7 protein-coding genes and 1 pseudogene are annotated in these 15,881 nt (G+C 63.8%); 7 read left to right on the top strand and 1 reads right to left on the bottom strand.

Annotated elements, in window-relative coordinates:
• The 7 genes and pseudogenes from EKO19_RS02730 to dld all read left to right on the top strand — a co-directional run bounded on the left by EKO19_RS02730 (position 1) and on the right by dld (position 8,499).
• Entirely contained in the window at positions 1 to 774 is a 774-nt protein-coding gene (locus EKO19_RS02730; protein WP_407676633.1) for an SDR family NAD(P)-dependent oxidoreductase, read from the top strand.
• Positions 775 to 803: 29 nt separating this feature from the next.
• Positions 804 to 1,868 (top strand): sugar phosphate isomerase/epimerase family protein, encoded by a 1,065-nt coding sequence (locus tag EKO19_RS02725; protein ID WP_129774864.1) that lies wholly within the window; start codon positions 804 to 806, stop codon positions 1,866 to 1,868.
• Positions 1,861 to 2,655 (top strand): annotated as a pseudogene (locus tag EKO19_RS39705) (Gfo/Idh/MocA family protein); the annotation flags it as partial. The gene EKO19_RS02725 and the pseudogene EKO19_RS39705, both read left to right, overlap by 8 nt.
• Positions 2,656 to 3,073: 418 nt before the next feature.
• Positions 3,074 to 4,066, top strand: coding sequence for an AraC family transcriptional regulator (locus tag EKO19_RS39020; protein ID WP_129774863.1), 993 nt, complete (start codon positions 3,074 to 3,076; stop codon positions 4,064 to 4,066).
• A 104-nt stretch (positions 4,067 to 4,170) separates the two neighbouring features.
• Complete coding sequence (locus EKO19_RS02710; protein ID WP_129774862.1) at positions 4,171 to 5,952, top strand: IlvD/Edd family dehydratase; 1,782 nt, start codon at positions 4,171 to 4,173, stop codon at positions 5,950 to 5,952.
• A complete protein-coding gene (locus EKO19_RS02705) occupies positions 5,888 to 6,817 on the top strand; it encodes an SMP-30/gluconolactonase/LRE family protein (RefSeq protein ID WP_157995094.1) in 930 nt (309 codons plus the stop codon). The genes EKO19_RS02710 and EKO19_RS02705 overlap by 65 nt, the downstream gene beginning before the upstream one ends.
• Positions 6,814 to 8,499, top strand: a complete 1,686-nt coding sequence (gene dld / locus EKO19_RS02700) for a D-lactate dehydrogenase (RefSeq protein WP_129774860.1) — start codon at positions 6,814 to 6,816, stop codon at positions 8,497 to 8,499. The genes EKO19_RS02705 and dld overlap by 4 nt, the downstream gene beginning before the upstream one ends.
• Positions 8,500 to 8,537: 38 nt before the next feature.
• Here the strand turns inward: dld and EKO19_RS39415 are convergent, their stop codons facing one another.
• Positions 8,538 to 15,701 (bottom strand): autotransporter-associated beta strand repeat-containing protein, encoded by a 7,164-nt coding sequence (locus EKO19_RS39415; RefSeq protein ID WP_129774859.1) that lies wholly within the window; start codon positions 15,699 to 15,701, stop codon positions 8,538 to 8,540.
• Positions 15,702 to 15,881 lie beyond the last annotated feature (180 nt).

Genomic DNA, 15,881 nt, shown 5'->3' with positions numbered 1-15,881 from the left:
GTGTCACGGCGTCTGGCGGTTGTCACCGGCGGCAGTACCGGCATCGGTCGTGCGATTGTGAATGCGCTGGCACGCGAAGGCTGGGACGTTGCATTCAGTTATGTCAGCCGCCCGCACGAGGCTGAGCAAACATCGGCCAGCGCGCGTGCCGCCGGAGCGGATGTGCTCTGTGTCCAATGCGATGTCGGTATCAAGTCGGACGTGGACGCGTTTTATGACCGGGTCGCCGCCTGGCGGGGCGTTCCGGACCTGCTGGTCAACAACGCCGGCGTGCAAACCTGGGCGTCGTTGCTCGATCTGGAGGAAGAGAGCTGGGATCGGGTCATCCGCACCAATCTGAAGGGCTGTTTTCTGAATACACAGAACGTGGCGCGTCGTCTGGTCGCGGCAGGTAAGCCCGGTGCCATCGTGAACATCGGCTCGGGATGTAACAAGCTCGCGTTCCCGAAGCTGGTCGACTACACCGCGTCCAAGGGCGGCATCGAGCAGCTCACCAAGGTTGCAGCCATCGAGCTCGGTCCGCATGCGATCCGAGTGAATTGTGTCGCGCCGGGCGCGATCGAGATCGAACGCACGCAAGCGGAAGCAGGCGACTACGCCGGTACCTGGTCGGCGATTACGCCGCTGCGACGGATCGGCCAGACGAAAGACGTGGCGGACGTCGTGCTGTACCTGGCATCGCCGGGCGCGTCTTTCGTCACCGGTCAAACTCTTTGGGTGGATGGCGGAGTGTTTACGCAGGCCAATTGGCCCTATGAAAAGCCCGGCGCCTGAGTCGCGGCGCGCGCGCTAGGAGATTTCAAATGAGAACGATCAAAGGTCCGGGGATATTTCTGGCCCAGTTCGCCGGCGACGCAGCGCCGTTCAATACGCTGGAGTCGATCGCGCGATGGGCGGCGGGACTGGGGTTTATCGGGGTTCAGATTCCGACCTGGGATGGACGGCTGTTCGATCTGGCGAAGGCGGCGGCCAGCAAAAGTTACTGCGAGGACATTCAGGGGATGCTGGCGGAGCTCGGCATCGCGGTGACTGAGCTGTCCACGCATTTGCAGGGCCAACTGGTCGCCACCCATCCGGCCTATGATCTGGTGTTCGATGCGTTCGCGCCGCCGGCTCAGCAACGCGATCCGGTCGCTCGTCAGCAATGGGCCGTCGAACAATTATTGCTGGCCGCCAGGGCATCCAGGAATTTCGGCCTGACGGCGCATGCAACTTTTTCAGGCGCGCTGGCCTGGCCCTATTTTTATCCCTGGCCGCCGCGCCCTCCCGGGCTGATCGAAACGGCGTTCAAGGAGCTGGCGCGGCGCTGGCGCCCCATCCTGGATGCGTTCGACGCGGCCGGTGTCGATCTGTGTTTCGAAATCCATCCGGGCGAAGACCTACACGATGGCGTGACTTTCGAGATGTTCCTGGAGCAGGTCGACAATCATCCTCGCTGCAACATGCTGTACGATCCAAGTCATCTGCTGCTGCAGAACATCGACTACCTCGGCTACATCGACGTCTACCACGAACGGATCAAGGCGTTTCACGTCAAGGACGCGGAATTCAACGTGTCGGCGAGGCAGGGGGTCTACGGCGGCTATCAGTCCTGGCCGGCGCGAGCCGGGCGCTTTCGCTCGCTCGGTGACGGTCAGATCGATTTCGGCGGCATATTCTCGCGGCTGACGCGGCACGACTATGCGGGCTGGGCGGTGCTCGAATGGGAATGCGCCATCAAGGATGCGGTGGTGGGCGCGACTGAAGGAGCGCCGTTCATCCAGCGGCATCTGATCAAGGTTGCGGAGCGGAGCTTCGACGATTTCGCCGACTCGAAAGTGGATCGAAGTCTGATCGACTCGGTACTGGGGTTGAGCTCACATGCGTAGACGACTGCGACTCGGAATGGTGGGCGGTGGCCAGGGCGCCTTCATCGGTGCGGTCCACCGGATGGCGGCGCGGCTCGACGATCGGTTCGAGCTGGTCGCCGGCGCGTTCTCCTCAGACCCGGATCGTGCGCACGCAAGCGCCGCCGAGTGTCACGTCTCGCGAGAACGCAGCTATGCGGACTACAAGTCCATGGTGGAGCGCGAGGTGGCGCGTGCCGACCGCATCGATGCCGTGGCGATCGTGACGCCCAACCATTTACATCACGGGCCAGCGCGCGCGTTTCTCGATGCCGGCATCCACGTCTTCTGCGAGAAGCCGATGACCACCAGCGTCGCCGAAGCCGAGGATCTGGTTGCGGCCGCGGCCAGATCGAAGTGCGTCTTCGGGCTTGCTCACACTTACACCGGTTATCCGATGGTGCGTCAGGCACGAGCCATGGCTCGCGCGGGAAAGCTCGGCGGGATTCGAGTCGTGCAAGTGGAATATCCGCAGGAGTGGCTCGCCACCGCGCTGGAGCAATCCGGTCAGAAGCAAGCCTTGTGGCGGACCGATCCGACGCGAAGCGGTGCCGGCGGATGTGTTGGCGATATCGGAACACACGCCTACCAGATTGCGGAGTTCGTCACCGGCGAGCGCTGCGAGGCGGTCGCCGCACAACTGTCGACGTTCGTGCCTGGCCGCAGGCTCGATGACGATGTGCAGGTGATGATGCGATTCACCAACGGCGCGCGCGGCATGTTGTGGGCGAGTCAGGTCGCCATCGGGCGCGAGAACGGATTGCGCCTGCGTGTCTATGGCGAGCGCGCGTCCCTCGAATGGGAACAGGAACATCCCAATCAATTGCGCTTCGCCGAGTTCGGCAAGGCTCCACAAGTGCTCTCTCGCGGCGGGCATGAAATCGGCGCGGCGGCATCGCAAGCGACCCGCATCCCCAGCGGGCACCCGAAGGCTACATCGAGGCTTTTGCCCAGCTGTATAAAGATTTTGCGGGCCTCATCGAAGCGGCCAACGGCGCGGCCGGCGGCAAGATGGATCATCCGTTGCCCGATGCGGAAGATGGCTTGCGTGGCATGCGCTTCATCGCGGCGGTCATCGCGTCGAGCCGTGCCAACTCGGCGTGGGTCGATCTGGGTTCCGCTTAGCCGGCGTTGCTCTGTCTACGAGGGAGTGCTACTTTGGCGCCATCTCGATCGGACGATGCAATATGAGAGTGCGTACTTCGCCAGTCAGCGACGGGCGCGCATCGGAAGCGAAACCAGGCAAGCGTGCCGCCGTCCACACGTTGGATCCGCAGTTCGAAGCGGTGCAGGCCGATACCGAAAGCAGCTTTCGCTGCCTGCACTTTCTATCCGAAGACCTGTCGACCGATCACACCTGGCACTATCACCCGGAATTCGAACTGACCTGGCTGATTCACAGCCAGGGCACGCGCTTCGTCGGCGATAGCATCGAACGCTACTCGCCCGGCGACCTGGTGCTGGTGGGTCCGAACCTGCCGCATTGCTGGCAGAACGACCGGCACGCGCCCAATCACGAGACGGCGGAGCTGGTCGTGGTTCAGTTCTGGGAGAACTATCTCGGCGACCTGCTCAGCAGGCTTCCGGAGAGCAAAGGGATCATGCAGCTGTGCGAGGATGCGGCCTGCGGTTTGCATTTTTTTGGCCCGACGGTTCAGGCGGTCGGTCCCTTGCTTCACGCGCTGGTGGCCCAGAAAGGGCTGGATCGGCTGCTTCGCTTGCTGGATATCTTGAATCTGCTGTCCAAGTCGACGGACCGCAGGCAGCTCGCGGCGAAGGATTACCATCTCCACAACGACATCACGCCGGTGAACCGGCACCGGATCGAGATCGTGCATCGTTATGTGCGCGAGAATCTGGATCTGGAAATCAGTCAGGCCGAGGTGGCCGAGCGTCTGGGCATGACGGCTTCGTCGTTCAGTCGTTTCTTCCGGGCCGCGACCGGGCGCAACTTCGTCGACTTCGTCAACATCCTGCGCGTCCACAAAGCCTGTCGGCTGCTCGGCAGCAACAGTAACGCCAGCATCACCGAGATCGCGATGGAATGCGGCTATCGGAACCTGTCGAACTTCAATCGTCAGTTCCGCGCGCTCAAGCACATGAACCCCAGTGAATATCGTGAGCGCACCCGCGTCCTCAACGAGCGCGCCATCGAATATCCGCCCCTGAAAGCCGTGTGACCAACGGCGGGCAAAAAAAGCCCACACGCACGAAAACTCCGAGGTAGTGGGCGCAGGCTCCGAAGCGCACCTTCCCAGTCCATTCAGTGGGCACAAGGGAAGACATGAGCAAACCGTCCCGGCAACTTCGCAGCCGTGCGTGGTTCGACGATCCCGGGCATCCGGTCGAAACCGCCATCTATCTGGAGCGGTATCTCAACTACGGATTGACTGGCGATGAGCTGAGATCGGGACGCCCGATCATCGGCATCGCACAGACCGGCAGCGACCTCGCTCCCTGCAATCGACATCACATCGCCCTGGCCGCGCGCGTGCGCGACGGAATTCGCGACGCTGGCGGTGTGCCGTTCGAGTTTCCGGTGCACGCCATTCATGAAATGGGCAAGCGTCCGACGGCGGCGCTCGACCGGAATCTGGCCTACCTCGGGCTCATCGAAATTCTGTACGGCTATCCGCTCGATGCGGTCGTGCTGACGACGGGCTGCGACAAGACGACGCCAGCGAGCCTGATGGCCGCGGCGGCCGTCGATATTCCCGCAATCGTTCTGTCCGGCGGCCCGATGTTGAACGGCTGGGCTGGCGATGCGCGCGTCGGTTCGGGCTCCATCATCTGGCGTGCTCGTGATCGACTGAAAACGGGCGAGATCGATTTCGAAGGGTTCATGCGAGAAGTGCTCGCGTCCTCGCCGAGCATCGGTCACTGCAACACCATGGGCACCGCGCTGACCATGAACAGTCTTGCCGAAGCGCTCGGCATGTCGTTACCCGGTTGCGCGGCCATTCCCGCTCCCTACCGAGAGCGAGCTCAGATGGCTTACGCCACCGGTCGCCGCATCGTTGAGATGGTGCATGAAGACCTTCGGCCTTCCGCGATCTTGACCGCCGCCGCGTTCCGTAACGCCATTCGCGTCTGTGCGGCGCTTGGCGGTTCGACCAACGCGACCGTCCATGTTCAAGCGATCGCCGACTCCATCGGATTGCCGTTCAAGCTCGAAGAGTGGGGCAGGTGCGGAGCCGAGGTGCCGCTGCTGGTGAACTGTCAGCCCGCTGGTGAATATCTGGGCGAGGATTTCTATCGTGCCGGCGGTGTGCCCGCCGTGCTCGGCGAGCTCATTCGGGCAGGGCTGATCGAAACACAGACTCTGAGTGTTGCCGGCCCGAGCGTGGGCCAGGTCTACGCGGATTACAGAAGCACTGACGAGCGCGTCATCCGATCGGTCGCCAATCCGATTCGCGCCGACGCCGGCTTTCTGATCCTGGAGAGCAACATCTTTCGCTCCGCCGTGTTCAAGACATCGGTGCTCACTGAAGCGTTCTCACAACGTTATTTCCAGGGGCCGGAGCGGCGCGGCGCGTTCGTCGGGCGGGCCATCGTCTTCGAAGGTCCGGAAGATTATCACCAGCGAATCGACCAGCCGTCGCTGGCGATCGACGAAGATTGCATTCTGGTGATGCGCGGCTGCGGTCCTGTCGGTTATCCGGGGTCGGCGGAAGTCGTCAACATGTCTCCTCCGGATTATCTGATTCGACGCGGCGTCGACATCCTTCCCTGCATCGGCGATGGCCGCCAGAGCGGCACGTCGGCGAGTCCTTCCATCCTGCATGTCACGCCGGAGTCAGCGACCGGCGAGGGCCTGGCACTGGTCGAAACCGACGATCGCATCCGTATCGATCTGGTTCAGCGCCGCGTCGATCTGCTGGTCGACGACGCGGAATTGTCCCGGCGGCGGTCGCGATCGGTGCCGCGCCATCCGCAACACCAGACGCCCTGGCAGGAGATCTATCGAGCCTATGTTCGTCCGCTGGACGAAGGAGCCGGTCTTGCAACAGAAAAGAACTATCAACGAATCGCCGCGAGCGAAGGTCCTCCACGACACTCGCACTGAATCCCCCGTCTGCGTCTGGGATGCCAAGGCCGAGCTTGGCGAAAGCTGCCTGTGGCACGACGAAGATCGTTCGATCTACTGGGTAGATATCGCGCGCGCTCTGTTGCATAGGTTCGATCCCGAGACGCAGGAGCGGTGGCAATGGTGTTTGCCGTTCGCTGCAACGTGTCTGGTGCCAGCGGGCGCCGGTCGTCTCGTTGCGGCGTCCGCCTCGGGATTTTATGAGCTCGACACGAATGCTCGCACCGTTGGCTCGCGCATCGCTTCGGGGACCGGTCCGGGCCTGCGTACTAACGACGGCGCGTGCGACCCGTGGGGGAATTTTTGGTACGGCACGCTGGACCTGCTCGAGCGCAATCCGAGCGGCCGGTTCTATCGACTCACCGCCGAGCGCTCGACCGCCGAGATGTGGGGAGCGTGTGCGATCACCAATGGTCCCGCGTTCGACCTCGAGCGGCGCATCGTGTTCTTCACCGATACGCTTGCCCGGCGCATCTATCGCGCGCCCGTAGATGAAAAGGGATTCGCCGCGCGGGCGCAGCTCTTTCATCAATTCGATGAGCGCGAGGGCTACCCGGACGGCATGACGATCGACGAGCACGGCGGTGTCTGGTGCGCGCTATGGGGGGGAAGAAAGATCGTCAGACTCTCCGCAACCGGAGAGGTGCTTTCCAGCATGGGCATGCCAGTCAGCAATCCGACCAAATGTGCCTTTGGCGGTCCGCGAGGGACGACACTGTTTATCACTACTGCGCGCAAGAATCTGAGTGCGCAACAGTTGGCCGAGGAACCGCTCGCGGGCGGCTTGTTCGCCGTGGAAACGGATGTACGGGGCAGCGGCATCGCGGCCTTCGGCGCAAGATGAGTGGTTTCGTTGCTGCTTTGAAGCTGATCGTCGGCAATGCGCGCGTACTGACTGATAGCAACGCCACGCGACCCTATCGCACAGGATTCCGCTACGGCGCCGGTGTTGTGCTCGCAGTTGTCAGCCCGCGCTCGTTAGTCGAGCTGTGGCGGGTCCTGCAGGCTTGCGTCGCGGCTGACAAGGTCGTCATCGTGCAAGCCGCCAACACCGGGCTCACGGGTGGATCCACGCCAGCGGGCGATGACTACGATCGCGATGTCGTGATCGTCAACACGATGTCCATGACAAAGCTGTACGTGATCGACCAGGGTCGACAGGTGATTTGTCTGCCCGGTGCCACGCTACATCAACTGGAACAGGCGCTCGAACCGTTCGGCCGCGAGCCGCACTCAGTGATCGGTTCGTCCTGTATCGGCGCATCGGTGCTCGGAGGAGTGAGTAACAACTCCGGCGGGGCGTTGATCAGACGCGGTCCGGCGTTTACGCAGATGGCGTTGTTTGCACGAGTGAGTGCGAGTGGCGAGCTGCAGCTCGTCAATCATCTCGGCGTGAAGCTGGGCCAGGACAGCGAGCAAATGCTGGCGCGGCTCGACCGGGGCGAGTTCGCCGCCGGGGATATCGAATACGATCCAGATCGCTGGGGCTCCGATCGCGACTACGCGCGGCGCCTGCGAGAGATCGACTCCGATGTGCCAGCACGTTTCAATGCCAACCCCGAGCGGCTGTTCGAAGCGTCGGGCTGTGCGGGTAAGGTTGTGGTGTTCGCTGCTCGCCTCGATACGTTTCCAAAAGATGTACGGACGCGTGTCTTCTACGTTGGCACCCGGGATCCGGCAGAACTCACCGAGATACGGCGGCACATACTCTCGCGCTTCGAGAACCTGCCCGTGGCCGGTGAGTACATGCATCGTGACATGTTCGATGTCGCCGACCGGTACGGCAAAGATGCCTTCCTGATCATTCATCATCTGGGCACGAGGCGACTGCCGGCCCTGATGAGTCTGAAGCGAAGATTCGATGACTGGGTGTTGCGCCTCGGGCTGGGAGGTCGAGGGGCCAGCGATGTTTTATTACAGAGGTTGAGCGGCCTGTTCCCGAATCATCTGCCGACCCGAATGAGAGCCTGGCGTGACCGCTTCGAGCATCATCTGATTCTGAAAATGGCGGGTGAGGGCATCGAGGAAGCCGCCGGCTATTTCGGCGCCATGTTTCCTTCCGGCAGCGGAGACGTTTTCGAATGTACCGAGCAGGAAGCTGAGAAAGCCCTTCTACACCGGTTCGTGGCGGCTGGCGCGGCCATCCGGTATCGGACCATGCATCGCCAGCAAGTGGCGGACATCGTCGCACTCGATGTCGCTCTGCGACGCAACGATATGAGATGGTCCGATGCGCCGCCGGACGATGTTCGCGACGACATTCATCTGGCGCTGAACTACGGACATTTCTTCTGTCACGTCTTTCACCTGGACTATCTGGTTCGCCAGGGAGTGGATGCCCAGGCGCTCGAACATCGACTGTTGCATTGGCTCGATGAGCGAGGTGCGGAGTATCCCGCTGAACACAATGTCGGCCATTTGTATCCAGCGAAGCCGGCGCTGGCCGAGTTCTATCGAACGCTCGATCCCCGCAACCAGTTCAACCCGGGGATCGGTCGGACGTCAAAGCGCGCGCAGTGGCGGTAGAACAGGGGGATCCGGCCGGGCCGAATCCCCCAATCACCTTAGAACTGCTTGCTGTACGAGAGGCTGGCCTGCGAACCCTTGCTGCCGAAGGTCTGCAGCGACAGGTCGAGGTTGCCGGCATCGCCCATGCGATAACCCACGCTGCCCAAAACGCTGAACTGCGTCTTGCCCAGGCCCGGATTGCGCACGGTGAACGCCGCATTCTCGCCGTTCACGCTGGCACTCACTTCCTGGTCGTCGCCACTCAAGTCGTGCACGACGTTGGCGCCAGCACGTAACAACCAGCTGTCGGACAGATTGCCGCTCAGTTCCATGCCGGCGACCAGCGCAGTTCCGTCCTGCTTCAGTTCGCGCACGGACAGAGCATCGGTGACCGACAGTGAGTTGGTCTCGCTGAAGCCATCGACCGTGACACTGTAGCTGGCAACTTCAAACGACGAGCGCAAGCTCAGCCGCTCGAAGTGGGCCAGATGCATCACGCCGACGCCGGCGAGCCACGCGCTCGAGTCGATACGGTCAGCCTTGGCGGTACCGGCGCTGGTCTGACGCGAGGCATCCGTCTTGTACTCCGCGTAAGACACGCGGCCCGACAGATACAGACCTTTCACTGGCAACGTCTTCGCTGCCGCCAGCGATCCGATCAGTCCGTCCGAGCTGCCACGCAACGTGTTGCTGTGGTTCCGGCCGTCCTCCATGCCCAGGCTCGCCTTGCCGATCAGGCTCTCGCCCATGCTGTAACCGACCTGTACGCCGTCGGCATCCAGATCGTACTTGGCGTAACCGCCGTTCCTCGCTTTGCCGCTACGGGTGTAGACGGTCGCGAAGGCGCCGCGTGCCTCGCCGAGATCGCTGCCGATATCGGCGTCCGGCGTGAAGAACAACGCCTGCCGGCCTTGTTCGATCAAGCTGGTGTAAGCCTCGGGCGAGGCTTGAGCGAAGATCGATGTGCTGTCGGCGCCGTTGGCGTAGGCAGCGACCAGCCGTTCGACCAGTTTGCCGCCGTAGAACTGACGAACGCCGCCCGCCTCTTCGACCATCAGGGCATCCAGCATCGCGCTGTTGTTGCGACCGTGTGCGACCTGGCTATGGAAATCGCCATAGCCGCCGCTACCCAGGCCGATGACGGTACCGGTGCTGACGTTGAGCAAGGCCTCCTCACCGTAGGTCTTCTGCACGCTCGCGAACTGGCCGGAAACCTGGCCGTCTCGGAAATCGAACAGCTTGATCGCCTCGCCGCGGGCGAGGTCGTCGCCGTTGCCGAACTGATCGATGACCAGCGTGGCGCCATTCTCGATGCGCAGGCTGCCCGTGACCTGAATGACATCGTGGTCGACGCCCGCGACCCGGCTGCCGGCGGTGCCGCCGATTTCCATTTGCGCGGTGGACTGGTTGCCCAAGGTCAGATCGACGAACTGCAGGCTGCCCGGTGAATTGCCGGGCCTGAGCCACGAGCTCGAGCCCATCATCACCTGGCCGGATATCGAGCCGTTGCCGGAGAGAACACCGCCGGTGATCTCGGTGCGAGTCGCAGTGACGCTGCCCCGAGTGGTGGGATCGAACGGATTGCCCAGATGCAGGACCGCCGCCGTGTCCGGGCTCGTGGCGGTGGAGCTGACGACGATCTCGCTCGCGTTCAGCGTGCCTTGCACGTCGAGCTTCGCGATGTCGGTCACCCGGACGGTGCTCGACTGCGCCGTGCCGCCCGCCGCGATCTCGAGCAGCGAATTGCCGCCGAGGCCGATGCGGTTGGAAACAACGGAGCCGCCCGTCGCGACCGCGAGCGTCGAGTTCTGCAGCAGATCCACGGCCGGGAATTGCAGCGTGGCGCCGCTGCCCACCGTCGTCGATGCCTGGGAATCCTCACCGCCCAACTCGAACACGCTGGTCGGATCGAGCGAGATCAGATCGTTGTCGAGCTGGAACGAACCGCTGCGAATGTCGAGCGCGCCGGAGCCCAGCACCGAGCCGGTGAAGTTGCCGCCGTTGCGCACCGTCAGGCGATTGGTCGCGCCGAGATCGATCTGGCCCGCGCCGCTCAGCGAGAAGATGCTCTGATCGCCGTTGATCAGTTGCAGCGTACCGACGACCTGCTGATTGTCGACGGTGCCGCTGTTGACCACCACGTCCATGCCCTGATCGAGGATGTAGTCGCCATCCAGGGCCACCGTGCCTTGATTGATGACCAGCTCGCCGCCGATGTTTATCGAGCTCACGTTGCTGTTGTCGAGCGTGAGCGTGCCTGCGCCGGTCTTGATCAGCGAGCCTGCGCCCGAGATCCGGCCACTGTACGCGCTGTTCTGCGATTGATTCAGAGTCAGCACATCGGTTGCCTGATCGAGCTGAACCACACCCGTCAAACCGCCGGCCAGTCCGGTGGTCGTCATTGTGTGGCTGGCGGACACATTGAGGGCGCCCTCGTTGGTCACGGTTCCGGCGCTCGTCAGGTTGGCGGCGAGCTGGGTCGTTCCCGCGTTCGTCAGGGAGGCGACGTGCTGATCCGCTGCCACGATGAAATTGCCGCCGTTGATCACCGCGCCGATGGTGTCGGCGGTGCCCGCCCTGAAGGTGGCGCCAGTGACGATTGCGATCGCGCCATCGTCGGCCAGCGTACCGCCGCCGGTGGTGTCCAGCGTGCCGGCCGCAACCGCAGTGCCACCCCGGTGGCTGCTGGCGCCGGTGAGTGTCAGCGTGCTGGCACCGGCCTTGATCAGAGCACCCAAGCCGCCGAAGCTGCCGGCGAAAGTGCTGTCGCTGGCTTGATCGATGGTCAGCAGATCCTGTGCCGTCGTGAGATCGAACGCGCCGCTGCCGGTCAGCGTCGGTGTCACGAGAGTACGCTGACCGCTCACTGCCCAGAGGCCGTCGTTCACGACGCCGCCCGCGCTAGTCAGGTTGGCGGCGAGTTGGGTGGTGCCGGTATTCGCCAGAGAGGCGACGTACTGGTCCGCTGCCACGATGAAATTGCCGTCGTTGATCACAGCGCCGACTGTGTCGACGGTGCCCGCCGTGAAGGTCGCGCCAGTGCTGATCGCGATTGTGCCGCCGTCGGCCAGCGTGCCGCCGCCCGTGGTGTCCAGCGTACCGGCCGCAACCGTGGTGCCACCGAGGTGGCTGCTGGCACCAGTCAGTGCCAGCGTGCCCGCGCCTGTCTTGATCAAGGCACCTGCGCCGCCAAAGGCGCCGGCGAAGGTGCTGTTGCCACTCTGGTCGATGGTCAGCAGCTCCGGTGCCGTGGTGAGGTCGAACGTTCCGCTACCGGTCAGTGCAGCCGTCGAGAGGGTGCGCTGGCCGCTCACTGCCCAGACGCCGTCGTTCGCAACGTTGCCGGCGCTCGTCAGGTCGGCGGCGAGCTGGGTGGTGCCAGCATTCGCCAGGGAGGCGACGTGCTGATCCGCTGCAACGATGAGGGTGCCGCCGTTGACGACCGCGCCGACCGTATCGACGGTACCCGCTCTGAACGTGGCGCCCGTGTTGACTGTGATTGCACCGTTGTCCACCAGCGTGCCGCCGCCGGTGGTGTCCAGCGTACCGGCCGCGACCGTCGTGCCACCTGCGTGGCTGCTGGCGCCAGTCAGTGTCAGCGTGCCTGTGCCTGTCTTGATGATGGCACCTGCACCGCCGAAGCTGCCGGCGAAGGTGCTGTTGCCGCTTTGGTCGATGGTCAGGAGGTCCGGCGCCGTGGCGAGGTCGAACGCGCCACTGCCGGTCAGCGAGGGTGTCGTCAGAGTGCGCTGGCCGCTCACCGTCCACAGGCCGTCGTTCACGGCGCTGCCCGCAGTGATCTGACCGATCTGGACCAGCATGCCCTGGGCGTGATTGTCGAGTACGCCGCTCGCCGTCAAGGTGCCAGCGATATTCAGAATACCGTCGGCGTTGTTGGTCAGGTTGGTGAGTGTGGTACTGCCGAGATAGGAGAGCATCCCGTCGTTGACGGCGGTGCCACCAGTGAGAGTTCCGACCGATAGCAAGTGGCCGCCGGTTGCGACGGACAGCGAGGTGAGGTTTTCGTCGCCGGCCAGCACCAGGGTGCCGCCGTTGATGGCGACGCTACCGCCACTGGTGCGCATCAAGCGACCGTTGGCGCCGGCAGTGCCAAGCGTGGACACCACTCCGGTGTTGAGAGTGAAGGCGCCGAGCTCGTTCTGGCCAGTCAGATACAGCGTGCCAGCGTAGCCGGCGCTGCCGACTTGCAAGCTGCCGTTGGTGAGTCTGCCGCTCAGATATGCGGTCTGCGCGGGTACCGCTGTGCTGGCGGACAGGCTGCCGTAAACCGCGACCCTGCCGGTGTTGCCGTTGAGATTGATGTCATTGCGCAGATCGACCGAGCCCTGGCTGTACTCCGAGCCGAACACCAGCGTCGAGTTGTTGGCGAGATAGGAGCTGCCCCAGTCGAGCACCTGCCCGGTGCCTCCCGCGGTCTGGCCGAAATTGATCGTGATGCCGCTCGCGGTGCCTGAGGCGAACCCGCCCGCGCCGTTCCAGCTGAATTGCCCCGGCACCACCGACCCGGCGCGCTGGGTCACGTTCTCGCTGAGTAACAGCACACCGGCGTTGCCGGTATTCAGTCCGCCCAGGCTGCCCTGACCTCGGAATACGACGGAGCTGGCCGAATGAATACCCCGGCCCAGCGTGGTTTCAAGCGTGGCGCCTTCGAGGATGGTTCGGCCCGAATAGGTATTGGTGCCCGCCAATTGCACCAAGCCGCCGCCGCCGATGCGCAGATCGGCGCCGGCACCCGCGGCATAGCTGCCGTTGGCGATGCTCGCGGCGCTGTCGTCGGCGATCTGCCCTTCGATGCGAATGGTCCTGCCGTTGCCAGGTGCCAGCAGCACATCGGCACCTCGCATGATGAAGATATCGGAGCCCGCCGCCTGGCCGGGCGCGCCGCCGTTGTTGCTGGAACCGGCGAGCACGGTGTTCTCTCGAAACAGCACGTTGCCGGTCAAGCTCAAGGTGCCGCCGTTACGTACGAAGATGGCGCCGCCGAAGCCGGAGCCGCCGCCGCCAAACAAGCCGTCGCCATTACTGCCAACGCCGCCGCCGAAGCCGGCGAGGCCACCGGCGCCGGAGTCGCCGTCGGTGGAGTTGCCGGTGCCTCCGCTCGAACCGCCGGCACCGCCCGAGCCGCCGCCCGCGCCAAAGCCGCCAGCACCGCCTCCGCCACCACTACCGCCTTCGCCGCCGTCGGTGAAGCTGAGCGCACCGCTACCGCCGTCGCCGCCCGCGCCACCCGCGCCGCCGCCGAAGAACGGAGAGCCGTTGCCGCCATTGCCGCCGCCGCCGCCGTCACCGCCTCGTCCAGCAGTGCCATTGCTCAGGTCAATACCCCATTGCGTGAGGTTGGCGATAGCGACAGCGAGCTGCGCGTAGGCCACGGTAGCTGATGCGATATGGGCGGCCGACAGCACTGCGTTAGGAGGAAATGTCGCTAGTGCGCCAGCCGCGGCGGCCGTTTCGGAAACAGCCGCCGCCGTCTTTTCAATCGTGTCCCTGGTGAACTCGTAGTTGAACGGAACGCCGCCGCTGCCGTTACCGCCGTTACCGCCGTTACCACCGACTCCGCCGCTGCCGTTGCCGGCGCTGCCGCCTCGGGTGCCGTCGCGGCCTTCGCCGTCCGTGATGTAGACGATGGCGGAGGGCGCATTGACGCCGCCACCGCCGTTCGAGCCATTGGCTCCTGTGACAGACATCCCGTTGAGGGAGCCGCCGACGCGATAGGGAGAGCTGGCGATGAAACCGTTGACCGTCCCTGTCGGAGTGCTCGAGAGGGTGACGACGTTGCCATTGATGCCGGTAATCGTGGTGCCCGCCGGGATTCCCGTGCCCTCGACCTGCATGCCGACCACCAGACCGGTGGCGCTGAGCAGGGTCAACTGAGTACCGCTTTGCGCGGTGATGCGCTTGGAGGTGAACTGCGTGGGATTGGCCGTGAGGCTCTGGCTCAGCGTGAGCACGCCGGTCGCCGGGTCGATATTGGTGATCGTGGTGCCGGCGGGAATACCGGTGCCGCTGATTGCCGCGCCCACCTGCAGGCGACTGTCGAGAGCAGTCAATTGGATGGTGTTCTGGCCGACTACCGTCGCCGGCAGGCTGCCGGAGAAGCCGACGGCGGTGGACGAGATCGCCTGCGACAATGTGACTTCGTCGCCGTTGATGGCAGTGATCCTGGTGCCGGCCGGAACGCCGGTGCCGGTGAGGGTCATGCCGACCGCGAGGCCCAGGCCTGTGGCCGGCAGCGTGAGCTGCGTGCCTCCGTTCGATACTGCGAATTGGGAGGCGTTGAAGCTGCGGACGTCGACCAGTCTCAAACTGGCGTTGGTGCCACCGACTGTGATGTTGTTGCTGAGCTTGATGCCGGTCACCGCGTTGGTGTTGTCGCGCGTGACATCGAGGATGGTGGTGCCACTCGGGATCCCCGCGCCGACTACCGACAAGCCGGCCACGATGTCCGAGGGCTGCAGCGAGCCGAAGCTGGCGACGCTTATCGTGTCGGTGCCGGCGTTGAGGGTGGCGCCGCCCAGATTCTTGATCGCGCTGTTATCGACCGCGAGCGCCGAGCCGAAGGTGACGGTGCTGCCATTGATGTTACTGATCGTGGTGGCGCCCGTGGTACCGGTCACGTTGACCACCGCGCCGGATTTGATCAGCGGGTTCGCGGAGCTCAGGATCGCCCCGGACACACTGAGGTTGCCATTGCCGTCGTCCGCTAGCGTGGGTCTGACCTGCAGCGCGCTGACCGATGTTACGTCGGCGGTCTTGTCGAGCAGGTTCAGCGTCAGACCGGAGACGTTCACGTCGGGAGAGCTGCCGCCTTCACCGCCTTTGACGACGTTGTGCAGGAAGCTGACATTGTTCAGTGACAGGCTGGCACCGCTGTTGACGAAGAACACGCCGCCCAAACCCGCGCCGCCACCGCTACCGGCGCCGCCCTGGGTGTAGAAGTTGGTATAGGTGGCGTCGCTTCGCTGCAGATTGCAGGTGGAGACGCCAATCATGCAGCCCGAATTGCCACCGCCGTCGACCACTGTGGTCTGAGCGTGCGCGCCGCTCGCTGCGAGCAACGTCGCCAGCACTGTTCGTCGGAGGGTCTTGGAGCGCGATGATTTGCCGCGTCCTCGCGTGGTTTCGGCCACGGCAACCCAAGCATTCTTCGCCGTGCTCCAGACGAGACGGTACACATGATTCATTGAGGGATATCGCATTGACGGCTCCTAGAGTGCGGGCGGAGCGGCGCCAGGGTGCTGTCGCGACCATGTAAATAATCGCGCAGCAGTGTGATTTAACTCACATTTTCGCCGCGTCCGTGCCTGTGCGACCGGAATCTATGAAGCCGGACATCAAGATCCTTGCGAAACATTGCGGAAAAAAGTCCGGCGTGATTC

Origin of the sequence: Peristeroidobacter soli (assembly GCF_004138485.1) — a bacterium.
Classification (GTDB): domain Bacteria; phylum Pseudomonadota; class Gammaproteobacteria; order Steroidobacterales; family Steroidobacteraceae; genus Steroidobacter; species Steroidobacter soli.
Note: the sequence above shows the minus strand (reverse complement) of the source record. Positions and strands in the feature narration are given on the sequence as shown.